Below are 22,790 nucleotides of genomic sequence, written 5' to 3' on the forward strand. Positions count from 1 at the left end.
CGGATCGCGGATCACGCCCACACGCGCGAGCAGTTCGCTGATGTCCCGAACACCAAGCCCGCGGGGGATATTCACCACCTTGTCCTGTGCCAGCGGGCCTGGCTCTTCGAAGCGCTGGTTTCCCCAATAGGCCAGCAGGCCGACCACCACGACGAGCAGCAGCACCAGCGTGAAAATGGCATTGCCAATGATGACAAGCGGATGCCGCGCCCGGCGCGAACGCCGCTTCGGAGTCGCGAGCCGCTCCGGCTCAAGCGCGGCGCGGGCTGACCGCGGAGTGGCCCTGTTCTCATCCATCGCAGCGTCGAAGTCCGGAACTGGCTCTGCCACTCAAAGCCGCGGTGTGAGCCCGAATCGCGCAATGACAGGTTCGAGAACGGATTCGCGAAATCTTGCCACCGCGCGCTTGCACGCGTGGCAGGCTGTCGCGGCGCGTCAACAGGCTCTGGGATCCAGATGATAGACGAAGCATTTCCATGCCTTATGGACGATTCGATAGACCGGCGGTATGGCGCCGCTGTGGCAGGCAGTGTTACGGCACAGATTGAACGAATTCCTCCGCTTCCGAAAGGTGACCCACGGCCGCGTGATCTTCATGCAACAGCGGATGGGCGCGGCCAGCGACTTCTTTCAACCAATCCAAACTGCGAGGCCGGCAGCGGTTCCGTCAGTCAGGTGCCCGCAATACCAGCGTGGCATTCGTGCCGCCGAAGCCGAAGGAGTTCGACATGACGACCTTGATTTCGCGGTTGCGGGGCTGGTGCGGCACGAGGTCCACCGGGGTTTCCACCGATGGATTGTCCAGATTGATCGTGGGCGGTGCGATCTGATCGCGGATCGCGAGGATCGAGAAGATCGCCTCGACAGCCCCGGCGGCGCCGAGCAGATGGCCGATCGACGACTTGGTCGAGGACATCGAAATCTTGCCCGCCGCATTGCCGACCACGCGCTCGACCGCGGCAAGCTCGATTTCGTCGGCCATCGTGGAGGTGCCGTGCGCATTGATGTAATCGATATCGCCCGGCGAAATACCCGCACGTTTGATCGCGGCGCTCATGCAGCGGAAAGCACCCTCCCCGTCCGGCGGTGGCGCCGTGATGTGAAAGGCATCGCCTGACATGCCGTAGCCGATCAGTTCAGCATAGATTTTTGCGCCACGCTTCCTGGCATGCTCGTATTCCTCGAGCACAAGTGCTCCCGCCCCCTCTCCCATGACGAAGCCGTCCCGATCACGATCATAGGGACGCGACGCGCGCGTCGGCGTGTCATTGAACGAGGTCGACAGCGCACGGCAGGCGGCAAAGCCAGCGAGCGAGAGACGGTCCACCGGCGACTCGGCGCCGCCCGCCACCATCACATCGGCATCACCCAGCGCGATCATGCGTCCGGCGTCGCCGATCGCATGCGAACCGGTCGAGCATGCGGTCACCACCGCGGAGTTTGGGCCCTTAAGCCCGAACTCGATCGACACATACCCGGATGCGAGATTGATGATGCGTCCGGGAATGAAGAATGGCGACAATTTTCGCGGTCCACGCTCCTTCACCAGGATCGCGCCCTCGGCAATGCCGCCGACCCCGCCAATGCCCGAACCGATCATCACGCCGGTGGCGAATTGTTCTTCCGGGGTCGATGGCTTCCAGCCGGAATCGTCGAGCGCCTGCCGCGCCGCGCTCAATGCATACATAATGAAGGGATCTACCTTGCGCTGCTCCTTCGGCTCCATCCACTGATCGGGATTGAAGGTGCCGTCGGTGCCGTCGCCGCGCGGGACGACGCAGGCGATCTTGCAGGGAAGATCGGAGACTTCGAAGGTTTCGATCTTGCGGGCGCCGCTCTTGCCCTCAAGAATACGTTGCCACGTGGCCTCGACGCCGCACCCGAGCGGCGTCACCATTCCCAAGCCTGTGACGACAACGCGCCTCATGATCGGGCTCCCGTCGCGTCCGCTTTGCCCAGAACTGGTGTTCGGAATCGCGGGCGGTCGCTCTGCACCTGCACCCGCAGCCGCCAGCTGGACATCCGGACGGACGCGATCAGCTCTTGGCGTTCTTTTCGAGGAATTTTACAGCGTCGCCGACGGTGAGGATCGTCTCCGCCGCGTCGTCGGGGATCTCGCAGCCGAACTCCTCCTCGAACGCCATCACGAGTTCGACGGTGTCGAGGGAGTCCGCACCGAGATCATCGATGAAGCTCGCCTGCTCGGTGACCTTGTCGGGCTCGACGCCGAGGTGCTCCACCACGATCTTCTTCACCCGCTCGGAGATGTCACTCATCTGTTCGAACCTCTGCTTCCAGTGATGGGCTCAATCGACGGCGCGATCGAAGCTGTGGTGGCACGGCCAATGGAGTGGTTCAAGCGGCTTGATCATCTCAAGCGGCCGGGCCCCCGTGGCCCGCCCCCTTCGACCGTTCCAGAACCGAGATGACGGCGGCGTGTATTGGGTCGCAGACTTTGCGTCAAGTCCGCACCCGGACGCTTCCCCCCCGAGCCCGGCCGAAACGGGCTACCACACTTCAAAAGCCATGGCCAGCAGCCGCAAGCCATGGCAAAAATCCTGTGCGAACCGGCACTTAAATCATTGCCATGCCCCCGTTCACGTGGAGCGTCTGGCCGGTGACATAGGACGCCTCGTCGGACGAGAGGTAGACCACCGCCGCCGCCACATCGTCCGCCGTTCCGAGCCGTCCCGAGGGCACCATTTGCAGGATCGCCTCGCGCTGCTTGTCGTTCAGCTTGTCGGTCATCGGTGTCGCGATGAAACCCGGCGCCACGCAATTGGCGGTCACACCGCGCTTCGCATATTCCTTGCCGATCGATTTCATCATCCCGATCATGCCGGCCTTCGCGGCGGTGTAATTCCCCTGCCCAGGATTGCCGGTAACCCCCACGACCGACGTGATGCCGATGATGCGGCCGAAACGCCGCCGCATCATGGTCTTCATCGCTGCGCGCGAGAGCCGGAAGGTCGCGGTCAGGTTGACGTTGATCACGGTGTCCCAATCCTCGTCGCGCAACTGCACGAACAGGTTGTCGCGGGTGATGCCGGCATTGGCGATCAGAATGTCGAGCTTGCCCATCGCCGCCTCGGCTTGCGGCACCAGCGCCTCGACCTGGTCCTTGTCCGACAGGTCGCAGGGCAACACATGCGCGCGCTCCTGCAGGTCGGCCGCGAGCGTATCGAGCACCGCCCTGCGGGTGCCGGAGATCGCCACCGTCGCACCCTGTTTGTGCAGCGCACGCGCAATCGCTCCGCCGATACCGCCGGTCGCACCGGTCACAAGCGCGGTCTTCCCGGTCAGGTCGAACATGATATCCCCGCTCTCCTTTTGCAGCGGCCACATGCCGCGTCGACGCGATGGCGTCAATCGTGTCCGCAGCTTCAACGCCCAACGCGGATGTCGAGTCCTGGCAGAATACCGCGCCAGTTCCGATCCATCGTCACAATCGGAGCGGCTTCGCGTTCTCCAAGAGCAATGCAGGCGCGATCCCCAAGCGAAAGACCGCGATGTCGCGTCAGCGGGCGCAACTCGGCAGTGCGATCCGCCAGTTGGCGATTGAAGTCGGCCACTCCAATTCCGAGAGCGGAGACCGCACTCCTTGCGTGTTCGGGCACGGCACCCAGATCGATAAGCTTCGCAACAGTTTCGGCGTAATTGACCGAACTGATCAACCCGCGCGCCAGAAACGGGAGAACGACATCGGCTCCCGCCTCGCCGTTGAGAACCGCGAGCACGGCCGAAGCATCGAGCACCGCGTTACTCTCCGCCATTTTCGCGCCTCGCCTCGGCCCGGCGCTCAGCGATCAACTCATCGACCAAATTCACGCCCTCGGGCACGTAGCGGCGGACCATCGCTTGCGCACGCTTGATCGCAATGGGAAGGCTAACGAGACGGATGCCGTCTTCCTCCAATGTCAGGATGACCGGATCGCCGTCCTTGATCCCCAGCGCCGTGCGCATAACGTCCGGCAATTCGAGGAACCCGTTTTCAACAAATCGCTTGATGGGCAGATCCGCCTTTTCCGACGGCGCAGAATGCTTTTTCACCGGATCAAGAGCGGGCTGGATCGACGGCGCGGATCGTCCGACCCGTTCATCCTGTATCTGCACGTTTCGGACGTGCTGATAGCGGATGCCAAGATAGTCCGCGATTTCAGTCCGGGAATATCCAGCTGCGGACAATGCTCGGATTTTGTCGGACTTGGTGCCGAGCCCGGCCACAACCTCGTCCATCGGACGGCGCTTAATTTCAGTGGACATCACATTGCTCCCTGCTCAGGAGCGCATCACTACCAAAATTTGGTAGTTAGTCAATAGGTAGTTAGTTTGACAGTTCGCGCGCCTTGAACGCCGCGACATCCTCGGGCGTACCGATCGAAGCGCCGGCGGCACCTGCGGCGATGCGCTTGAGCAGCCCGGTCAGCACCCTGCCGGAGCCCACTTCATAGAATTGCGCGACGCCGGCCTTGGCCATCGTCTCCACGCATTCGCGCCAGCGCACCGTGCCTGTGACCTGTTCGACCAGCCGCTTCACGATCTCCTGCGGATCGTCGATCGGCTGCGCCACGACATTGGCCACCACCGGCACCACCGGCTTCTTCACTTTGGTCCGTCCGAGCGCCTCGGCCATGGCGTCGGCGGCCGGCTGCATCAGCGCGCAATGGAACGGTGCGGAGACCGGGAGAAGCATCGCCCGCTTGGCTCCCTTGGCCTTCGCAATCTCGACCGCGCGTTCGACCGCGGCCCTGTTGCCCGATACCACCACCTGCCCGCCGCCGTTGTCGTTGGCAGCCTGGCAGACCTGCCCCTGTGCGGCTTCCGCAGCAGCCGCCGCGGCCTCCTCGAACGAAAGTCCGAGCAATGCCGCCATCGCGCCCTCGCCCACCGGCACCGCCTTCTGCATTGCGTTGCCGCGGATGCGAAGAAGCCGCGCCGCGTCGCCGATCGAGAATGCGCCGGCGGCAGCGAGCGCGGAATATTCGCCGAGCGAATGGCCGGCGACGAACTTTGCGTCGCGCTCCAGGTCGACCCCGGCCTCGGTTTCGAGCACCCGCATCGCCGCAAGCGAGACTGCCATCAGGGCGGGCTGTGCATTCTCGGTCAGCGTCAGCCGTTCTGCGGGCCCCTCCCAGATGACCGCAGACAGTTTCTCGCCCAGCGCCGCATCGACCTCATCGAACACCCCCCGCGCGGCGGGAAACGCCTCGGCCAGCGCCTTGCCCATGCCGACGGCCTGGCTCCCCTGCCCCGGAAATACGAATGCCGCCGCCACGCACCCCCCCTTTCGCAGGCGGGTAAACCCGCCAAGAATCCGGGCCGAAAAACTATGCGAGCCCCCTCAAGTCAAGCGCAGGAAAACCCACTCCTCGCTTGCCATTCGTCCGAAAGTCCCTATAACCCGCGCTTCCGCTCGTCCCGGCCGGGGGCTGAACGGACGGCCGTGCGGTCCACTTGGGAGCGGTCCCTTGGGATCCTGCGGCAGGGCCAGTCGGTCCGTCGTCCCGTGTCCCCGCCAACCAGAGCATCGAGCTTTCCGAAGGCTGGCCTTCCTAGGTCCACACCTTTTCGAAGTCTCGTTTGGGCTTTGCGCCGGACAGCGCCAACAGAAGGAAGGCACGATGCCGCTATACGAGCACGTATTTCTCGCGCGTCAGGACGCCAGCAGCCAGCAGGTCGACGAACTGACCAACCAGTTCAAGGCGATCGTCGAGGGTGCCGGCGGCAAGGTCGCGAAGACCGAATATTGGGGCGTGAAGTCACTGTCCTATCGCATGAACAAGAACCGCAAGGCGCATTTCACGCTGATGAATCTTGAAGCGTCGCCGGCTGCGATCAGCGAGATCGAGCGCCAGGAGCGGCTGTCCGAAGAGGTGCTGCGCTACATCACCATCCGCGTCGACGAACTTGAGGAAGGTCCGTCCGCGATGATGCGCAAGGTCGAGCGCGACGATCGCGACCGCGAGGGTCGCGGTTTCGGCGGCGGCTTTGGTGGTGGCTTCGGCGGCGGCGGCGGTCGCTTCGGCGATCGGGACCGCGAGCGGGGTCCGCGGCGCGACCGCGACGACCGGCCGCCGCGCGATGACGCGCCTGCGGGCGCGGCGACGGAGGAATAAACATGTCGATGCAAAATTCCGGTGGCGGACGCCGCCCTTTCTTCCGCCGTCGCAAGACCTGCCCGTTTTCGGGAGCGAACGCGCCGAAGATCGATTACAAGGACGTGAAGCTGCTGCAACGCTACGTGTCCGAACGCGGCAAGATCGTGCCGAGCCGCATCACTGCGGTATCGGCCAAGAAGCAGCGCGAACTCGCCCAGGCGATCAAGCGTGCGCGGTTTCTGGGTTTGCTGCCATACGTCATCAAGTAGGGCATTCGGGTCAGCCTGCTCGCAGGCGCCTCGAATGACGAGAAAGCGAGGCGGCCGGAGCGATCCGGGCGCCGATGGTTGGGGCGGGCGCGGGAACGCGACTTGCCTCTAACCGCTGAACAAGCGGGACAGCTCGTGATGTTGCCATTGGCCTTGATCGGTTCGGGTGCGGGTGCCGCGTCAGCCTTGCTGATGGCGACCATAGCATCGCGCTCGCCGCTAGCGCTCTTCCTGGTGCTGCTGGCACCCTTGCCGATCATGATCGCAGCGCTCGGCTGGACCCACTGGACGGCGCTATTTGCGGCGCTCGCAGCCGCTGCAGCACTTGCGATCGCATTCGGCGAGCCATTGTGGATCCCGATCTATCTGGTTGGAGCGGGACTGCCGGCCTGGTGGCTTGGGTATCTGACGCTGCTCGCGCGCGGCGAACCCGACGGCTCGATCGAATGGTATCCGGTCGGGCGCCTTCTGTTATGGTGCACCGGCATCGCCACGGTCATCGTGGTGATCGTCATGTGGAATATCCGCATTGACGAGCAGCAATTCCAGACTGCGCTCAAGCTCGCGCTCGACCGCGTCGCGAAGGAATACGGAAAGTCCGCACCCGACTTCACCCAGATGGACGTCAGGCGCGTGGCCGAGATGATAGCAAGCTTCGTGCCGCCTGCTACGGCGGCCATGATCACCTTCACCTTCGCTCTCAATCTCTATGTCGCCGGCCGCGTTGCAGGCCTGTCGGGTCGGCTCAAGCGGCCGTGGCCCGACCTGTCCGCGCTGCGCTTTCCAAGACTCGCACCCGCCCTGTTTGCGATCGCCCTGGTCGCCTGGTTCATGCCGGGCAGTCTTGGCATGGCGGGGGCTATCGCCTCCGGCGCCTTCATCATGGCGTATGCGATGCTCGGCTTTGCCGTGCTGCACGAGATCACCCGCAATCTCGGCATCCGCCCGCTGGTGCTGGCCGGCGCCTATTTCGTCGTGATGGCTGCGGTCTGGCCGCTGTTTTTCATGACCATGCTGGGCCTGGCCGATGCCATCTTCGATTTTCGCAAAAGCAACACCGCCGGCAGACCGCCGGCCGTTACCTGACCTCACCGGACAAACCACCAGGAAATGGAGTGATGAGATGGAAGTGATCCTGCTCGAACGTGTCGCAAAACTCGGCCAGATGGGCGAGACCGTGCGCGTCAAGGACGGCTTCGCCCGCAACTTCCTGTTGCCGAAGGGCAAGGCGCTGCGCGCCACCCAGGCCAACAAGGAGCGCTTCGAGGGCATGCGCAAGGAACTCGAAACCAAGAATCTGGAGAACCGCGGCGAAGCCCAGAAGGTCGCCGACAAGCTGAACGGTCAGACCTTTACGGCGATCCGCCAGGCCTCCGAGTCCGGTCAGCTCTATGGCTCGGTATCGGCCCGCGACATCGCGGACCTCGTCACCGCCGGCGGATTTTCGATCTCGCGCAGCCAGGTCGCGCTCAACGCGCCAATCAAGATGATCGGTCAGCACAAGGTGGAAATCGCCCTGCATCCCGAGGTCGAGGTCAATGTCTCGATCATCGTCGCGCGCAACCCCGACGAAGCCGAGCGCGTGAAGCGGGGCGAAGACGTGACCGTGCGGCGCGAGGAAGCCGAGGAGCGCGCGGCAGCGGCCGCCGCCGCGGAAGCCTTTTTCGAACCCGAAGCGCTCCCGCAGGACGAATCGGAAGAAGCCGCGGAAGCGACGGAGCCGGCCGAAAAGGCCTGATACAGTCCGTCTAAAGCGGAATTTCGGGCCCTGCCGGTTTTTCCTCGACCGGAGGCGAACTGGCAGAGGTGCCGGCCTCGCCGGCCGCCTCTGGGACCAGCGGCGGTGCAGTCACGGGTGCCGGCGGCGGGGTGCGAACCGCTGCAGCCGCCGGTGGCTTGCGCTTGCTGGCCGGTTCGCGTTCGGGCGGCTTCGCCGCTTCCTGAGACTTGCGATCGTCTTCAGGGGTCCTGCGGCCCACCGGTGCCGGCGGCCGCTCGACCGGAGCCTGCCGTCCAGGCGCAGCAACCGCCGGGGCGCCGCGCCCGCCGGATGTCAGGAAATTCGCCAGCGCACCGGCATGCTGTACGCTTGAGGTATAGTGCTGGCGCAGGAAATTCGTCAGATCGCCTTCCCGGCGGCCCTTGGCCAGTCCGGCCGCGCTCTGGTGGCACACCGCGCACCCGGCCTGGAACAGTTCCGCCGGCGACTTGCCTTCATTGAGGTCCACCGGTTCGGACTGATGTCCGGTGGGCGGCAGAGGCGGCGGCGAAGAGCGGGTCGGAGTGCCGCGCGGCTGCGCCAGGGCGACGGACGCCGCCACAAGGCCAACCACCACGGCCAGCGCAACACGGATCAGACCGCCCCTCTGTTGCAACATCATGCTCCCGCCGCCGGTCGACCCGCCGGTCGCGCCACGCCCAACGCGCAAACTCAACCCAAACAGGGAATATCCGGCGGTTAACTGGGGATTGTGGCTCATTTTCGAACCGGACAAACCAGCGCCTCGAAGAGTTATCACCGCATTGCGAGAGCGGCCAGACTTTGGTCTAATTCCATGATCTCGCGCTGATGCCCGGTCGAAAGGACGGCGTCGTCATCAATGGAGGCGGCCGGTGGAACGGTTGCTTCGGGCTGGTCTGACACGGTTCATCCGCACCGGCAACCTGCGTTTGTCGGTCCGCGATGGAAAGCCACTGGAATTCGGGGACGGCACCGGCCCCCCGGTCGCGCTCCGATTCGCCACCGCGCGCGCCGTTTCAAAAATCTTCCTCAATCCGGAATTGCGCCTCGGCGAAGCTTATATGGCGGGCGATTTTATACTGGAAGCCGGCAGCATCGCCGACCTTCTTGCGATCCTGATGTCACAGGAGCCGCACGGTGCCGTACCCTATTTCGCGCGCCCGCAGGCCGCGCTGCGCTACAGCCGCCGGCGCCTGGATCAATTCAATTACCGCAGGCGCGCGAGACAGAACGTCGCGCATCACTATGACCTCGACAGCCGGCTCTACTCGCTCTTTCTCGACGCCGACCGCCAATATAGCTGCGCCTATTTCGAAAGCCCCGATCAGAGCCTTGACGACGCGCAGCTGGCCAAGAAACGCCATCTCGCCGCCAAGCTGCTGGTCGGGGACGGCCAGCGCGTGCTCGATATCGGGTGCGGCTGGGGCGGACTTGCGCTCTATCTGGCGGAACAGTGCGGTGCCACGGTCACGGGCATCACCCTGTCGGAGGAGCAGCACAAGCTTGCGCAGGGCCGCGCCGCCGAGCGGCACCTGTCCCAGTCGGTGGAATTCCGCCTGCAGGATTATCGCGACGTCAACGAGCGCTTCGACCGCATCGTCTCGGTGGGAATGTTCGAGCATGTCGGCATCGGTCACTACCGAACGTTTTTCAATCAGTGCGCGAAATTGCTGTCGGATGACGGCGTGATCGTGCTGCATTCAATCGGACGTTCCGAAGGACCGAACGCGACCAATCCCTGGATCGACAAATACATCTTCCCGGGCGGGTATATCCCGGCCTTGTCGGAAGTGCTGCCGGCGATAGAGCAGGCCGGCCTGATGGTCTGCGACATCGAAATGCTGCGGCTGCATTACGCCGACACGCTCAAGGCATGGCGCGCGCGTTTCCTTGCGCATGCCGAAGAAGCGCGAAGGCTCTATGACCATCGATTCGTGCGGATGTGGGAATTCTACCTCGCCGCGTCGGAGATGGCGTTTCGCCACCAGGGCATGATGGTGTTCCAGATCCAGCTCGCCAAACGGGTGGATGCCGTGCCCGTCACGCGCGGCTATATCGAGCGCGAGGAAGAGCGGCTGCGCAAGCGCGAACGCAAGATTCCGCCGCCGTTGCGCATGGCCGGCGAATAGTGCGTTCGCTGCTGAATTCGGTTTCCCCGTCAAGGCTTTTTGATGTCGGCAATCGTGATCGAGTGGGTTACGGGGACAGTCGTGATTGTGGCAGACGGGCCCCATCTACGGTGCTACAGCAATGCCGTCCGGGTCACGTCATATCTCGGAGGTGCCGAGTAAGACCGCGTAGAAGCGTGCGTTCGTTGCGATGCGTGCCGCAATTTGGGCCGATTAAGAAGACTCACTGATAACAACCGCTGCTGGACCGATGGCACCTTTGGATTCGACCGCGCGCAAGCTCGCCGCGGATCAAACGCCGCACTATAGAGTCGCCCCGCACAATATCGAGGCCGAGCAGGCCTTGCTGGGCGCGATCCTGGTCAACAACGAAGCGTTCTATCGGGTCTCCGACTTTCTCGAAGCGCGGCATTTCTACGAGCCGGTCCACCAGAAGATATTCGAGCTGTCCTCGCAGCTCGTGCGTGCCGGCAAGGTCGCAAGCCCGGTCACGCTGAAGACCTTTCTGCCGGGCGATGCCGATATCGGCGGGCTCACGGTGAGCCAGTATCTCGCCCGCCTCGCCGCCGAGGCGACCACGGTCATCAACGCGCAGGATTACGGCCGCACCATTTACGACCTCTCTGTGCGCCGCGCGCTGATCGTGATCGGCGAGGACATGGTCAACGAGGCCTATGACGCGGCGGTCGATTTCGCGCCGACCAAGCAGATCGAGGAGGCCGAGCGGCGGCTTTATGAGGTCGCCGAAAGCGGCCGGTACGAAGGCGGCTTCCAGGCCTTCTCGCAGGCGCTGACCACCGCCGTGGACATGGCCGCGCGGGCCTATCAGCGGGACGGCAAGCTGTCGGGCATTGCGACCGGCCTGCATGACCTCGATGCCAAAATGGGCGGGCTGCAACCGTCCGACCTGATCATTGTCGCCGGCCGGCCCGGCATGGGCAAGACCGCACTCGCCACCAACATTGCCTACAACATCGCCAGGGCCTGGCAGGGCGAGGTGCGGCCGGATGGCCATATCACCACCGTCAATGGCGGTATCGTCGGATTTTTCTCGCTCGAAATGTCCGCCGAGCAGCTCGCCACCCGCATCCTCGCCGAGCGCACCGGGATTCCGTCGAGCACGATCCGCCGCGGCGGCATCAACGAGCAGGATTTCGAGGTGATCCGCGACGTCTCGCTCGAATTGCAGGCCATGAAATTCTTCGTCGACGAGACCGGCGGCCTGTCGATCGCCCAGCTTGCTGCTCGCGCGCGCAGGCTCAAGCGCCAGCGCGGACTGGACATGCTGGTGATCGATTACATCCAGCTGCTGCAGGGATCGAGCCGCCGCGGACAGGAGAACCGCGTCCAGGAAATCACCGAAATCACCACCAGCCTGAAGGCGCTGGCCAAGGAACTCAACGTCCCGATTGTTGCGCTCTCGCAGCTATCGCGTCAGGTCGAAAGCCGCGACGACAAGCGTCCGCAACTCTCCGATCTTCGCGAATCAGGCTCGATCGAGCAGGACGCCGACGTGGTTCTGTTCGTTTATCGCGAGGAATATTATCTGCAGAACAAGGAGCCGCGGGCAGGAACCGACGAATACGGCAAATGGCAGGCCGAGATGGCGGCAGTCCATGGCAAGGCCGAGGTGATCATTGGCAAGCAGCGTCACGGCCCCACCGGCACCGTCCAGTTGCAGTTCGAAGGCAGCGTGACCCGTTTCAGCGATCTCGCACCCGACGACCGGCTCCCCGAACGCATTCCTTCGTGATTGCCTTAGTTTTGCTTTCGCAGACGTGCTGTCTTAATGAGTTGACCGCAACGCGAGAGAGTTGCGGCGGAGCGCCATGATGCTGTCACCGACGCCCGGGTCCGATACGACCGAACCGGCGCTAACCGCCGGACCTCCCGCCGACGAGGCCGGCGGTATCCTCACGATCAGCCTCGCCGCGATCGAGGCGAACTACAAGACGCTGTGTTCGGCTGCCCTGCCGGCCGAATGCGCGGCGGTTGTGAAGGCCGATGGCTATGGCCTCGGTCTCGAGCCGGTCGCGACGCTGCTGACACAGGCTCGCTGTACCACGTTTTTCGTCGCCGATCTGTCGGAAGGAAAGCGGCTGCGCAAGGTCGCGCCGCGCGCTTCCATCTACATCCTCAATGGGCTGCCGCAGGGAACCGGGCAGGTCTTTGCGGATCACAATCTCCGCCCGGTCATCGGCTCTGCCGCCGAGCTTGCCGAGTGGGACGCGTTTGCGAGCGGCGCCGGATGGGAGGGCGGCTTCGCGCTGCATGTCGATACCGGTATGAACCGGCTTGGCGTCTCGATCGAGGAAGCCGCCGCAATCGCGCCGCGCATCAACATGGAAAACCACGGCGTCAGGCTGATCATGAGCCATTTCGTGGCGTCGCAGGTTCCCGAGAACCAGCGCAACAACGAGCAGTTGCTCACCTTCCGGAACGTGCGCGCGCTGTTCCGCGGCGTGCCGGCTTCGATCGCCAATTCGTCGGGCATCTTTCTCGGCGGCTCGGCCCATCTCGACATCGTGCGGCCGGGCGTCGCGCTGTACGGCGTCAATCCGACGCCGGGCAAGCCGAACCCGATGAAGCCGGTCGTCGAGCTGAAGGCGCGGATCGCACGCGTGCGCGACATCGCCTTCGGCGAAACCGTCGGCTATGATGCGACCTGGACCGCGCGGCGGCCTTCGCGCATCGCAATCGCAACCATGGGATATGCGGACGGCTTCTTCCGCTCGCAGAGCGGCAGCGATCAGAGACCCGGCGGGACGCTGATTGTGAATGGCAGGCCCTGCGCGATCGTCGGCCGCATCTCGATGGACCTGATCGCGCTCGACGTCACCGATCTGGCGCCCGGCAGCGTGAAGCGCGGCGATTTTGCGACCGTGATCGGTGAAGGCCGCGACGTGGACGCCGTGGGCGAGATGCTCGGCACCATCGGCTACGAGGTGCTGACCGGTCTCGGACGCCGGTACGCGCGGGTCTACAGGGGCGGGTAGATTCCCGTCGTGGCGCACATGGGCGAAATTCGTCGGGCGGAATAGCGTAGCCCAATCCGCCGCCTTGTTGAGAAAATGGCGGATTACGCCGGAGCCTGTCATCGGGCCACGCTTCGCGTGGACCCGGTGGGCCAATCCGCCCTACAGTCACCCATGAGTCGCAAGACCCTCTCCTTCGTCTGCCAGAATTGCGGCGCGGCCTATACGCGCTGGCAAGGCAAATGCGAGTCCTGCGGCGAGTGGAATACCCTGGCCGAGGAAGCATCCGACGCGCCTGTCGGCAAGGGCGCGGCGAAGCTGCCGGGTCGGGCGCGCATGATCGACCTGCAGCCGCTCTCGGGAGTTACCGACGAGGCGCCGCGGCTGGCCACATCCCTGAGCGAATTCGACCGCGTCACCGGCGGCGGGCTGGTACGCGGCTCTGTCATCCTGGTTGGCGGCGATCCCGGAATCGGCAAGTCGACATTGCTGGTGCAGGTCGCAGCCGCGCTCGCCCGTCTCAAACAGCGGACCGTCTATATCTCCGGGGAGGAAGCGGTGGCGCAGGTGCGGCTGCGCGCCGAGCGGCTCGCGCTCACGGATGCCGCGGTCGAACTCGCGTCGGAGACCTCGGTCGAGGACATCGTCGCGACGCTGTCGCAGGGCGAGTTGCCGCGGCTCGTGGTCATCGACTCGATCCAGACCATGTGGACCAGCAGCGTCGAATCCGCGCCGGGTACCGTGACGCAGGTGCGTGCGTCGGCGCAGATGCTGATCCGTTTCGCAAAGCGCACGGGCGCCTGCGTGATCCTGGTCGGTCATGTTACCAAGGACGGCCAGATCGCAGGGCCGCGCGTGGTCGAGCATATGGTCGATGCGGTGATGTCGTTCGAGGGCGAAGGCTCGCATCAATTCCGCATCCTGCGCGCGGTGAAGAACCGCTTCGGCCCGACCGACGAGATCGGCGTATTCGAGATGACGGGTCTCGGCCTGCGCGAGGTAACGAACCCGTCCGAACTGTTTCTTTCCGAACGCGATCTCGGCTCGCCCGGCACCGCGGTGTTCGCCGGCATCGAAGGCACCCGCCCGGTGCTGGTGGAGATTCAGGCCCTCGTTGCGCCGACCTCGCTCGGCACGCCGCGGCGCGCGGTGGTGGGCTGGGACCCCAGCCGCCTGTCCATGCTGATTGCGGTGCTGGAAGCGCATTGCGGGGTGCGACTCGGCACCCACGACGTCTATCTCAACGTCGCAGGTGGGCTACGCATCAACGAGCCCGCGGCCGATCTCGCCGCGGCGGCAGCCCTCGTGTCATCGCTGGCGGGCGCGCCGCTGCCCGCCGATGCGGTCTATTTCGGCGAGGTCTCGCTGTCTGGCGCATTGCGCCCGGTGGCGCAGGCGCCGGCGCGGCTCAAGGAGGCCGCCAAGCTCGGATTCGCGCGCGCGTTCCTGCCTGATCCCGGCCGTGCCGACATGCCGGCCGATGCCGGGCTGACGCTTGGCGCCCATGGCAATCTCGCCTCGCTCGTCGCCGACATCGCCGCACGCGGCAATCGCAACCGGCTGCTGCGGGAAGCGTGAGGCTCGCTCGGCCTACCGGATCGGCGCGCTAACGATCTGCGCCCAGGCGATCGACTTGCCGCGATCGCTCGGCCGCAATTCGGGCTGGAACAGCCGGCTCTCGAGCATGGTCGCCCTGGCCACGGAATCGAGCGCGTAATGGACCGCAACATGCGTGCCGGCCGGCAACGAAACCGCAATGAGCGCCGCGCAAAGAGTTCGATGCGACATGACCCGTCCGCAAGACGTCTTGAGCCACAAGACTTCCTTAACCATAGGTCCCGGAGAGGAGCTTGCCCAGCCCGAATGTCGGCGGCCGTGGAGCCGTCGGGGCGGCCCGCGGGCCAGGCCAATCCCGGATCGCCGCGCCGCCCGGCGATCGTCTATGCCCGCGGATCGCTCACCCGACCCATGAACAGGATCGCACCCGTCTTGTCGTCGGCAATGACGAACAGGAACGGCCGATCGACAACAAACCGCTCCTGCTGCGGTTGCGGCAGCATGGTGCGGGTCGTGACCACGACCGCGGTCGCGGCAGCAGCCTCGGTGCCGGCTTCCGCGACTTCGATCACCGCGCGATGCGCGATCTGGTCGATGGTGGATTGCGCCTGGTCGCGCGGCAGCCCGGTCATGCCCGAGAGGTCGGATTGTGCCGGATCGAACACTTTGGTCATGCCGAGCGCCTTGAAAGGCGTGATCAGCTCAACAGAAAACTCGAATTTGAATTTCGGAAGAAGCAGCGTTGCCGGACGTTTCTGCGCCTTGCGCAGCCCCTCCATCAAGGCGTCCAGTTTGGCGCCGTCGAAGCCGGCGATCACAGGGCTTATTCCGCCGATGTCGTCCGGGCGCACGACGATCATTGACAATCCGTCTCGCGCATAGGGAATCCGGATCGCCGAAAAGCCGTCGCCCTTCTCGATTGCGAAAGCCGCGTTCTGCGACATGGTCGGGACCTCGACCTTCTCGGTCGCGGTCAGGTGAAATTCTCGATCACGCGTCGCATTCTCGGCGAAGGCCTGCGCCCAGGGCGCGTTGAAATAGACCGCATTCAGAAGGACGTGAGAATCCTGCGGGTTGAGCCGGTCGAGTATCTTTGGAATCCGGCCTTCGGTCTTTTCACGTACCCAATTGTTCACCGTCGTGAGGTCGGCCGTCTTGAATATCTCTGCGGCAAATTGCGTGCGGACCGCGTCCTCGTAGTCCTTGGCGATCGTCGCCGCGGGACTGACCAGCATCAGCGCATTGGTGACACGCAATATCGCAGCCGCGTTTCGCGCATCGGTGATGCAGAGATCGCCGTCGCGATTGGCGTCGTGCGGACATGGCTCGGCCTTGCCTTCGGGAGCGGCCGCTTCGCATAGCTGTCCGCTCAGCTTGAAGCCGTCCGGGCAGGACTGCGCACCGGCAAGCAGGGCTGCCAGCGCCTGCGCATTGGCATCGCCGACAGCCTTGCCTGAAAGCGTGTGCCGCAGCACCGTGCGCATCTCCGCCTCGGTGGCACCGCGTGCGCCCGCAAGCACCATTGCCATCGCAGTGCCGACCGACAGGGGCGAGAGCACCAGATTGCCGGGCGTGGACGAAAGCGCTCGAAACAGGTCCTGCCCGGAGGTGTTGTAGGCGCGTGTCAGCGAGCCAATGTCCTGAGCGGCCGCGGCCGACAAGCCGAACGCGAATGCCGATGCCATGACGATCGCACGCGCGCTGGATGCCGGGTTCATCGTATGCCTTTCGAGCGGTGCGGAAGACCGCTGCGTGTGACCCGTCGGATGCGACCGCGAAACCGCGCCGAGGTCAACCGTCGGATCGGCCGGCGATCCCGACCCCGCTCGGGCATTGCATGAAAATAGTACTGTGATTCATGACAATATCCCGGCAGAAAGACGGGTGACGCGGTCACGACAGGCGGCTATACAGGCGCGCCAACCGGCCTAGGGCCCCGAATCCCGCGCAACCATGCCGATCACGCTGCTCGACATCATCTTACTGGCCGTGATGCTGATTTCCGGCCTGCTCGCCATGATTCGCGGCTTCATGCGCGAAATCCTGTCGATTGCCGCCTGGATCGCGGCCGCTGCGGCCACGCTTTATTTTTACAAGCGGCTGATGCCATTCGCGGAAAGCTACTTCAACAACCAGTATGTGGCGGCCGGCGCGGTCATTGGCGGCGTGTTTCTGGGCACCCTGCTGATCGTGTCGATCATCACCGTCCGGATCTCCGATATGATCCTGGACAGCCGAATCGGTGCACTCGATCGCACCCTCGGATTCCTGTTCGGGCTTGGCCGGGGGCTGATCATCGTGGTTGTAGCCTACCTGTTCTTCGACTGGCTGGTCCCGCAAAAGTCGCAGCCGACCTGGGTTACGGGCGCAAAGTCGCGTGTGGTCCTTGCGGGTACCGGGGATTGGCTTAAGTCGATGTTGCCGGATGACCCCGAAAGCACCATCTTGAAACGGCTGAAGCGTCCCAAGGACGGCGAAGGCGAGGAACCACCGGCCGGACAGCAGAAGTCCGACTCGTCCGTACCCGGTCCGGCCCGGAACTCCGGTGAAGGCTATGCCCGCGCCGACCGGAGCGACATGCGTCAGTTGATCGAAACGAGGGCCACGCCCGCGCGCTAGCGGGTGCCCGACCGGGAGAGTGAGGGTTTGGACCGCGCGATGACAGTCTCTCCCGATACCAGACCTGCCCCGGATCGAGCCCTAGACCTTGACCTGAACGCCGACCGCCTCCGCGAGGAATGCGGCGTATTCGGCATTTTCGGCCATCCCGATGCCGCCGCCATTACCGCGCTCGGCCTGCATGCACTCCAGCATCGTGGCCAGGAGGCCGCGGGCATCGTGTCCTTCGACGGCCACCGGTTCCATTCGGAGCGGCGGCTTGGCCTGGTGGGAGACCATTTTTCGAAGCGGGATGTCATCGACCGGCTGCCCGGCATGTCGGCGGTTGGCCATGTTCGCTATTCGACCACCGGCGAAACCCTGTTGCGCAACGTGCAGCCGCTGTTTGCGGAACTGGACCCCTTTGGCCTTGCGATCGGTCACAACGGCAACCTGACCAACGGACTGACCCTCCGCCGCGAGCTGGTGCATGAGGGCGCGATCATGCAGTCCACCACCGACACCGAGGTGATCCTTCATCTCGTCGCGCGTTCGCGCAAGGCGCGTTTCGTCGACCGTTTCATTGATGGCCTGCGTGCACTGGAAGGCGCCTATTCCTTCGTCGGCCTCACCAACAAGAAGCTGGTCGGCGCCCGCGATCCGCTTGGCATCCGCCCGCTGGTGCTGGGCACCCTCGATGGCTGTCCGATCTTGACCTCGGAGACCTGCGCCCTCGACATCATCGGAGCGAAATATGTGCGCGACATCGAAAACGGCGAGGTGATCGTATTCGACGACAAGGGCGCGCATTCGCACAAGCCGTTCCCGCCCATGGCACCGCGTCCGTGCATTTTCGAATATATCTATTTCGCGCGGCCGGACTCGATCGTCGGCGGCCGCCCGGTCTACGAGGTACGCAAGACCATGGGCGCCGAACTTGCACGCGAGGCGCCGGCCGACGCCGACGTAATCGTGCCGGTGCCCGATTCCGGCGTGCCCGCAGCACTCGGCTTCGCGCAGGAATCCGGTATCCCGTTCGATCTCGGCATTATCCGCAATCACTATGTCGGCCGCACGTTCATCGAACCGACCCAGCAGATCCGCCAGCTCGGCGTCCGGCTGAAGCACAATGCCAATCGCGCCGTGGTGTCCGGCAAGCGCATCGTGCTGGTCGACGATTCCATCGTGCGCGGCACCACCTCGACCAAGATCGTGCAGATGATGCGCGACGCTGGCGCGAAGGAGGTGCATTTCCGCATCGCATCGCCGCCGATCACCCACCCTGATTACTATGGCATCGACACGCCCGACCGCGACAAGCTGCTCGCCGCCACTCATACGCTGGAGGAGATGCGGGCATTCATCGGCGCGGACTCGCTCGCCTTTCTCTCCGTCGAGGGCATCTACCGCTCCATGGGATATGAGAGCCGCGATCCGCTGCGGCCGCAATTCACCGACCATTGCTTCACCGGCGAATACCCGACCCCGCTGACCGACCTGAGTGCGGCCGCCCATACCCCGCGGCAATTGTCCCTGCTGGCCGAGGCGAGCTGACGCGCAGCCTGGTGCCTTGGCGCCGGCCAAGCGGGCGAGCCTCTGACGGGCGCCGCACATCGGCGCTGTGGTCACCATGAATTACTCCCCCCTCGGCAACAGCGGCCTTCAGGTTTCAGCCATTGGACTCGGCTGCATGTCGATGTCCGGTTTCTATGGTGCCGCCGATGACGCGGAAAGCATCGCCACCATTCACCGCGCGATCGATCTGGGCGTGAATTTTTTCGACACCTCGGTGAGCTACGGCTCCGGCCACAATCAGGAGCTGATCGGCCGCGCACTGAAAGATCGCCGCGATCGGGCGATCGTACATTCCAAGTTCGGGATTCGTCGGGACGCCAGCGGCAAGATGACCGGTATCGAATGCACGCCTGAGACGGCGCGCCGGGATTGCGAGGAGAGCCTGCGCCGGTTCGGCTTTGAGACGATCGACATCTTCTGTCCGTCGCGGCCGAGTCCGCCGGCGGCAATCGAGGACACGATCGGCGAACTCGCGCGTTTGAAGGAGGAAGGCAAGATCCGCTTTATCGGCGTGGCGGAATCCGGTGTGGCCTATATCCGCCGTGCCGCCGCCGTGCATCCGCTGGTCTCGCTCCAGATGGAGTATTCCTGGCTTTCGCGCGATCTCGAAGACGCGCATCTGGCGCTTTGCCGGGAACTTGACATGACCATCATGGCCTATGCGCCATTCGCGCGGGGGCTGATTACCGGCAGCTTTGAGCCGGGCAGCGGAAACGACGCGCGCCGCGACTACGAGCGCTTCAGTGCCGAAAACTACCAGCAGAACCGGCGCCTGCTCGATCCGGCCCGCGCCATCGCCGCTGACAGGAAGGTTTCGCTGGCTTGCCTCGCGGTGGCATGGGTACTCGCCAAAGGCGAGCCATTGATTCCGTTTCCCGGCTGCAAGCTTCGCCGCCATCTCGACGATTTTCTCGGCGCTCTGCATATCGAGCTGTCGATCGAGGAACTGCGCGCGCTCGACGCGGCTTTTCCGCCGGGCAGCGCCGCCGGTGGGCGTTACCCGGCAGCACAGCTTGCCGCCTGGCATTCGGGGTGACACCCCGTGATTGTCTTTACCGGCGCAGACACGCTAAATTCGGCGCGCCATGACCGCGCCCGCCCCGAAGCAACGACCTTATTCGGCACTGTTCCCCGGTGACCCGGCGCCCTGGTTCTATCAGCGCTCGCTGTCCAATCCGCGTTATGCGTTCAGCTCGGTCGGCGGGCGCTATGTCGTGCTCTGCTTCTTCGGCAGCGCCGCGGACCCGCTGGGCCGCGCCGCGCTCGATGCGGTGATCGAGCACCGCCCGGTCTTCGACGACAGCAATATCTGCTTTTTCGGCATCAGCGCCGATGCGGGCGATGAATCCGAAAACCGCATCACGGAGATGCTTCCGGGCATCCGCTATTTCCTCGACTACGATCTGGCGATTGCGCGGCAATACGGCGCAGCGCCGCGTGACATCGCCGATGGCGACGCCAACATTCCGCTGCGCCGTTTCTGGCTGGTACTCGATCCGACGCTGCGTGTCATGGCGTCGTTCCCGTTCGCGAGCGAGGGCGCCGGCGCCGCTGCCGTATTCGCATATCTCAGAACCCTGCCTTCGCCTGCGCAATTCGCCGGCTTCGAATTGCAGGCTCCGATCCTGATCCTGCCGAACGTGTTCGAGCCGGACTTCTGCGCGGAACTGATCGACCTGTACAACCAGCATGGCGGCGAGGAATCCGGCTTCATGCGCGAAGTCAACGGCAAGACCATCACCGCCCACGATCACAGCCACAAGCGCCGCAAGGATTACGTCATTGACGATGACGCGCTTATAAAGCAGACCCAGCGCCGCATCCAGCGGCGGATCGTTCCGGAAGTCCTGAAGGTCCATCAGTTCAAGGTGACGCGGATGGAGCGATACATCGTGTCGTGCTATTCCGCCGAGGATCTCGGCCATTTCCGCGCACATCGCGACAATACCACGGCCGGTACCGCGCACCGGCGGTTCGCAGTGTCCATCAACCTGAATGCCGAGTTCGAGGGCGGCGAAATCAGCTTCCCGGAATACGGACCGCGCCGCTTCAAGCCTCCGGTCGGCGGCGCCTGCGTATTTTCCTGCTCACTTTTGCATGAGGTCTCCCCGGTGACCGCCGGACGGCGCTATGCTTTCCTTCCATTCCTGTATGATGACGAAGCTGCCAAACTGCGCGAGGCCAACAATATTCATCTTGGCGAAGGCGTCGGCGCCTATCGCGCCTGACGCGTGGGGATCGTGACATGAGTACGGACCGCCGCCCCGTCGTTCTTGTCGTCGAGGATGAGCCATTGCTGCGCGAGATGATCGCGTTCGAGTTCGAATTGTCCGGTTTCGAGGTGGTCGACGCGGGCAGCGCCGAGGAAGCATTGCAGCGGCTGACGCAGATGCAGATTCTCGATCTGCTGTTTACCGATATCCGGCTTCCCGGAATGGATGGATGGTCGCTTGCAACCGAGGTGCGCGCGCTGCATGCCGATGCTCCGGTGATCTATGCGAGCGGCAATGCCGAGCGGCAGGAACTGCTGCCGCGCAGCGAATTCGTGCAGAAGCCCTATCGCCCGCAGCAGATTTTCGAGGTCGCCGCGGGGCTCGGCGTCGACCTGCCGCAAGCACCGATGGAATAACACGCCTCATTCTCATGCTGTATATCCCGCCCGCCTTCCGCGAGACCGACGCGCCGACCCTTCACGCCGAAATCCGGCGCATCGGCTTTTGCAGTCTCACCACCATTGGTGCGGACGGTCCGCTGGTCAGCCATCTGCCGGTCATTCTCGATACCGGTGTTGGACCGCTTGGACAGTTGCGCTGCCATGTGGCGCGCGCCAATCCGCAATGGCGCGACACCGATTTTTCGAAGCCTGCACTCGCCGTCTTCATGGGTCCCGACACGTATGTTTCGCCGTCCTGGTATCCGTCGAAGCAGGAGCACGGCAAGGCGGTGCCGACCTGGAATTATGTCGCGATCTGCGCCCGCGGGCGGCTTGAAGTCGTCGTGGATCGTGACGCCCTGCTCGCCCATGTCGCCGAACTGTCCAGCCTGAACGAGGCAGCCTTCCCGGAACCATGGCAGGTCAGCGATGCGCCGGCCGACTATATGGAGAGGCAGTTGCGGGCCATCATCGGCTTGCGGTTCACGATCGAGGCGCTTGAGGGCAAAATGAAACTCAGCCAGAACCGCAGCGAAGCGGATCGGGCTTCGGTGGCGGCGGCGCTGTCCGCTTCGCCCGGCAACAACGCCCGCGCTGTCGCGGCGCGCATGCAGGTTGACAAACCGCGCTGATCCGCATCCACACTCCGCTCGTCCCCGCAAAGGGGGAGCCCAGCCCTTCAGTATTCCCGCCTGCTCGGGAATGAGCGGAGCTGGGTTCAATGTCATCAATCGGAATGCACGCACGAAATGACTCCTCCCCTCGCCGACCGCATCGCTCTCGTCACCGGCGCCTCGCGCGGCATCGGCCGCGCCGTCGCGCTCGCGCTTGCCAAGTCCGGCGCGCATGTGGTCGCGGTCGCGCGCACGGTCGGCGGACTGGAGGAACTCGACGACGAGATCACGCAGGCCGGCGGGTCCGCGACGCTGGTGCCGCTCGATCTCAAGGATCACGACGGCATCGCCCGGCTCGGCGGCGCATTGTTCGACCGGTACAAGAAGCTCGATGTGCTGGTCGGCAATGCCGGCATTCTCGGCCCGCTGTCACCGCTGTCGCATGTCGAGCCGAAAGCCTGGGACGAGGTCATGGCGGTCAACGTCACCGCCAACTGGCACCTGATCCGCTGCATGGAACCGCTGCTGCGCCAGAGCGACGCCGGCCGGGCGGTGTTTCTGTCCTCCGGAGTTTCCTGGAT

Annotated in this window: 24 protein-coding genes and 1 pseudogene; 15 read left to right on the forward strand and 10 right to left on the reverse strand. The window is 64.3% G+C overall.

Features of this window, described 5'->3' with window-relative positions; all coding sequences use genetic code 11:
• The 7 genes and pseudogenes from AB7F49_RS29400 to fabD form a co-directional block, all read right to left on the reverse strand.
• Positions 1–297, reverse strand: a pseudogene (locus AB7F49_RS29400) (endolytic transglycosylase MltG); the annotation flags it as partial.
• 370 nt (positions 298–667) lie between these two features.
• Positions 668–1,927 carry a beta-ketoacyl-ACP synthase II gene (fabF, locus tag AB7F49_RS29405; RefSeq protein ID WP_428529067.1) on the reverse strand — a complete coding sequence of 420 codons (1,260 nt, stop codon included), beginning with the start codon at positions 1,925–1,927 and terminating at the stop codon, positions 668–670.
• 109 nt (positions 1,928–2,036) lie between these two features.
• Entirely contained in the window at positions 2,037–2,276 is a 240-nt protein-coding gene (locus AB7F49_RS29410; protein WP_086090566.1) for an acyl carrier protein, read from the reverse strand.
• A gap of 298 nt (positions 2,277–2,574) precedes the next feature.
• Positions 2,575–3,312 carry a 3-oxoacyl-[acyl-carrier-protein] reductase gene (fabG, locus tag AB7F49_RS29415; protein ID WP_428529070.1) on the reverse strand — a complete coding sequence of 246 codons (738 nt, stop codon included), beginning with the start codon at positions 3,310–3,312 and terminating at the stop codon, positions 2,575–2,577.
• Between the two features lie 71 nt (positions 3,313–3,383).
• Complete coding sequence (locus AB7F49_RS29420; protein WP_428529072.1) at positions 3,384–3,773, reverse strand: type II toxin-antitoxin system VapC family toxin; 390 nt, start codon at positions 3,771–3,773, stop codon at positions 3,384–3,386.
• Positions 3,760–4,263 (reverse strand): AbrB/MazE/SpoVT family DNA-binding domain-containing protein, encoded by a 504-nt coding sequence (locus AB7F49_RS29425; protein ID WP_428529074.1) that lies wholly within the window; start codon positions 4,261–4,263, stop codon positions 3,760–3,762. Before AB7F49_RS29425 ends, AB7F49_RS29420 begins: the two co-directional genes overlap by 14 nt.
• Before the next feature lie 61 nt (positions 4,264–4,324).
• On the reverse strand, positions 4,325–5,275 hold the full coding sequence (gene fabD / locus AB7F49_RS29430; RefSeq protein ID WP_428529076.1) for an ACP S-malonyltransferase: 951 nt from the start codon (positions 5,273–5,275) through the stop codon (positions 4,325–4,327).
• A gap of 346 nt (positions 5,276–5,621) precedes the next feature.
• Here fabD and rpsF point away from each other — a divergent pair, with 346 nt between their 5' ends.
• The 4 genes from rpsF to rplI all read left to right on the forward strand — a co-directional run bounded on the left by rpsF (position 5,622) and on the right by rplI (position 8,105).
• On the forward strand, positions 5,622–6,116 hold the full coding sequence (gene rpsF, locus AB7F49_RS29435) for a 30S ribosomal protein S6 (protein WP_428529078.1): 495 nt from the start codon (positions 5,622–5,624) through the stop codon (positions 6,114–6,116).
• A gap of 2 nt (positions 6,117–6,118) precedes the next feature.
• Positions 6,119–6,367 (forward strand): 30S ribosomal protein S18, encoded by a 249-nt coding sequence (gene rpsR, locus AB7F49_RS29440; protein WP_086090573.1) that lies wholly within the window; start codon positions 6,119–6,121, stop codon positions 6,365–6,367.
• Between the two features lie 138 nt (positions 6,368–6,505).
• Positions 6,506–7,453, forward strand: coding sequence for a DUF2232 domain-containing protein (locus AB7F49_RS29445; protein ID WP_428529080.1), 948 nt, complete (start codon positions 6,506–6,508; stop codon positions 7,451–7,453).
• Positions 7,454–7,490: 37 nt separating this feature from the next.
• The gene (gene rplI, locus AB7F49_RS29450; RefSeq protein WP_428529082.1) at positions 7,491–8,105 is read left to right on the forward strand and encodes a 50S ribosomal protein L9; all 615 of its coding nucleotides are present in this window, start codon (positions 7,491–7,493) and stop codon (positions 8,103–8,105) included.
• 10 nt (positions 8,106–8,115) lie between these two features.
• Here rplI and AB7F49_RS29455 read toward each other — a convergent pair whose 3' ends face one another.
• Positions 8,116–8,748 carry a hypothetical protein gene (locus AB7F49_RS29455; RefSeq protein ID WP_428529084.1) on the reverse strand — a complete coding sequence of 211 codons (633 nt, stop codon included), beginning with the start codon at positions 8,746–8,748 and terminating at the stop codon, positions 8,116–8,118.
• Between the two features lie 232 nt (positions 8,749–8,980).
• On the opposite strand from AB7F49_RS29455, the gene AB7F49_RS29460 reads away from it, so the two are divergent.
• The 4 genes from AB7F49_RS29460 (at position 8,981) to radA (ending at position 14,790) form a co-directional block, all read left to right on the forward strand.
• Positions 8,981–10,237 carry a class I SAM-dependent methyltransferase gene (locus AB7F49_RS29460; protein WP_428529086.1) on the forward strand — a complete coding sequence of 419 codons (1,257 nt, stop codon included), beginning with the start codon at positions 8,981–8,983 and terminating at the stop codon, positions 10,235–10,237.
• Positions 10,238–10,487: 250 nt separating this feature from the next.
• Positions 10,488–11,990: a replicative DNA helicase gene (locus AB7F49_RS29465; protein ID WP_428529088.1), complete on the forward strand. Its 1,503-nt coding sequence runs from the start codon at positions 10,488–10,490 to the stop codon at positions 11,988–11,990.
• 79 nt (positions 11,991–12,069) lie between these two features.
• Entirely contained in the window at positions 12,070–13,233 is a 1,164-nt protein-coding gene (gene alr / locus AB7F49_RS29470) for an alanine racemase (protein ID WP_428529090.1), read from the forward strand.
• A 153-nt stretch (positions 13,234–13,386) separates the two neighbouring features.
• On the forward strand, positions 13,387–14,790 hold the full coding sequence (radA, locus tag AB7F49_RS29475; protein ID WP_428529092.1) for a DNA repair protein RadA: 1,404 nt from the start codon (positions 13,387–13,389) through the stop codon (positions 14,788–14,790).
• A 12-nt stretch (positions 14,791–14,802) separates the two neighbouring features.
• On the opposite strand, the gene AB7F49_RS29480 is transcribed toward radA, so the two are convergent.
• Both AB7F49_RS29480 and AB7F49_RS29485 read right to left on the reverse strand, forming a co-directional pair.
• Positions 14,803–15,000: a hypothetical protein gene (locus AB7F49_RS29480; RefSeq protein ID WP_428529094.1), complete on the reverse strand. Its 198-nt coding sequence runs from the start codon at positions 14,998–15,000 to the stop codon at positions 14,803–14,805.
• A 152-nt stretch (positions 15,001–15,152) separates the two neighbouring features.
• Positions 15,153–16,487, reverse strand: coding sequence for a serpin family protein (locus tag AB7F49_RS29485; RefSeq protein ID WP_428529096.1), 1,335 nt, complete (start codon positions 16,485–16,487; stop codon positions 15,153–15,155).
• Positions 16,488–16,722: 235 nt separating this feature from the next.
• Here AB7F49_RS29485 and AB7F49_RS29490 point away from each other — a divergent pair, with 235 nt between their 5' ends.
• The 7 genes from AB7F49_RS29490 to AB7F49_RS29520 all read left to right on the forward strand — a co-directional run.
• Entirely contained in the window at positions 16,723–17,388 is a 666-nt protein-coding gene (locus AB7F49_RS29490; RefSeq protein ID WP_428529098.1) for a CvpA family protein, read from the forward strand.
• A gap of 39 nt (positions 17,389–17,427) precedes the next feature.
• Positions 17,428–18,921 carry an amidophosphoribosyltransferase gene (gene purF, locus AB7F49_RS29495; protein WP_428529100.1) on the forward strand — a complete coding sequence of 498 codons (1,494 nt, stop codon included), beginning with the start codon at positions 17,428–17,430 and terminating at the stop codon, positions 18,919–18,921.
• Positions 18,922–18,997: 76 nt separating this feature from the next.
• Positions 18,998–19,978: an aldo/keto reductase gene (locus AB7F49_RS29500; RefSeq protein ID WP_428529101.1), complete on the forward strand. Its 981-nt coding sequence runs from the start codon at positions 18,998–19,000 to the stop codon at positions 19,976–19,978.
• A 49-nt stretch (positions 19,979–20,027) separates the two neighbouring features.
• A complete protein-coding gene (locus AB7F49_RS29505) occupies positions 20,028–21,170 on the forward strand; it encodes a 2OG-Fe(II) oxygenase (RefSeq protein ID WP_428529103.1) in 1,143 nt (380 codons plus the stop codon).
• A gap of 17 nt (positions 21,171–21,187) precedes the next feature.
• On the forward strand, positions 21,188–21,571 hold the full coding sequence (locus tag AB7F49_RS29510; protein ID WP_428529105.1) for a response regulator: 384 nt from the start codon (positions 21,188–21,190) through the stop codon (positions 21,569–21,571).
• Between the two features lie 14 nt (positions 21,572–21,585).
• The gene (locus AB7F49_RS29515; RefSeq protein WP_428529107.1) at positions 21,586–22,227 is read left to right on the forward strand and encodes an FMN-binding negative transcriptional regulator; all 642 of its coding nucleotides are present in this window, start codon (positions 21,586–21,588) and stop codon (positions 22,225–22,227) included.
• 117 nt (positions 22,228–22,344) lie between these two features.
• Positions 22,345–22,790: SDR family NAD(P)-dependent oxidoreductase (locus AB7F49_RS29520; RefSeq protein WP_428529109.1), on the forward strand; the 446-nt coding region annotated here is incomplete at its 3' end.

The organism is Pseudorhodoplanes sp. (assembly GCF_050250235.1).
Taxonomy (GTDB): domain Bacteria; phylum Pseudomonadota; class Alphaproteobacteria; order Rhizobiales; family Xanthobacteraceae; genus Pseudorhodoplanes.

Bases quoted from the DNA above. Each gene is read 5' to 3' on its own strand.
- AB7F49_RS29500 (WP_428529101.1), top strand. From the start codon at position 18,998: ATGAATTACTCCCCCCTCGGCAACAGCGGCCTTCAGGTTTCAGCCATT.
- rpsF (WP_428529078.1), top strand. From the start codon at position 5,622: ATGCCGCTATACGAGCACGTATTTCTCGCGCGTCAGGACGCCAGCAGC.
- AB7F49_RS29490 (WP_428529098.1), top strand. From the start codon at position 16,723: ATGCCGATCACGCTGCTCGACATCATCTTACTGGCCGTGATGCTGATT.
- rpsR (WP_086090573.1), top strand. From the start codon at position 6,119: ATGTCGATGCAAAATTCCGGTGGCGGACGCCGCCCTTTCTTCCGCCGT.
- AB7F49_RS29425 (WP_428529074.1), bottom strand. From the start codon at position 4,263: ATGTCCACTGAAATTAAGCGCCGTCCGATGGACGAGGTTGTGGCCGGG.
- AB7F49_RS29485 (WP_428529096.1), bottom strand. From the start codon at position 16,487: ATGAACCCGGCATCCAGCGCGCGTGCGATCGTCATGGCATCGGCATTC.
- radA (WP_428529092.1), top strand. From the start codon at position 13,387: ATGAGTCGCAAGACCCTCTCCTTCGTCTGCCAGAATTGCGGCGCGGCC.
- AB7F49_RS29420 (WP_428529072.1), bottom strand. From the start codon at position 3,773: ATGGCGGAGAGTAACGCGGTGCTCGATGCTTCGGCCGTGCTCGCGGTT.
- alr (WP_428529090.1), top strand. From the start codon at position 12,070: ATGCTGTCACCGACGCCCGGGTCCGATACGACCGAACCGGCGCTAACC.
- AB7F49_RS29510 (WP_428529105.1), top strand. From the start codon at position 21,188: ATGAGTACGGACCGCCGCCCCGTCGTTCTTGTCGTCGAGGATGAGCCA.
- AB7F49_RS29455 (WP_428529084.1), bottom strand. From the start codon at position 8,748: ATGATGTTGCAACAGAGGGGCGGTCTGATCCGTGTTGCGCTGGCCGTG.
- AB7F49_RS29480 (WP_428529094.1), bottom strand. From the start codon at position 15,000: ATGTCGCATCGAACTCTTTGCGCGGCGCTCATTGCGGTTTCGTTGCCG.
- purF (WP_428529100.1), top strand. From the start codon at position 17,428: ATGACAGTCTCTCCCGATACCAGACCTGCCCCGGATCGAGCCCTAGAC.
- AB7F49_RS29505 (WP_428529103.1), top strand. From the start codon at position 20,028: ATGACCGCGCCCGCCCCGAAGCAACGACCTTATTCGGCACTGTTCCCC.
- AB7F49_RS29465 (WP_428529088.1), top strand. From the start codon at position 10,488: ATGGCACCTTTGGATTCGACCGCGCGCAAGCTCGCCGCGGATCAAACG.
- fabF (WP_428529067.1), bottom strand. From the start codon at position 1,927: ATGAGGCGCGTTGTCGTCACAGGCTTGGGAATGGTGACGCCGCTCGGG.
- AB7F49_RS29410 (WP_086090566.1), bottom strand. From the start codon at position 2,276: ATGAGTGACATCTCCGAGCGGGTGAAGAAGATCGTGGTGGAGCACCTC.
- AB7F49_RS29445 (WP_428529080.1), top strand. From the start codon at position 6,506: ATGTTGCCATTGGCCTTGATCGGTTCGGGTGCGGGTGCCGCGTCAGCC.
- fabG (WP_428529070.1), bottom strand. From the start codon at position 3,312: ATGTTCGACCTGACCGGGAAGACCGCGCTTGTGACCGGTGCGACCGGC.
- rplI (WP_428529082.1), top strand. From the start codon at position 7,491: ATGGAAGTGATCCTGCTCGAACGTGTCGCAAAACTCGGCCAGATGGGC.
- AB7F49_RS29515 (WP_428529107.1), top strand. From the start codon at position 21,586: ATGCTGTATATCCCGCCCGCCTTCCGCGAGACCGACGCGCCGACCCTT.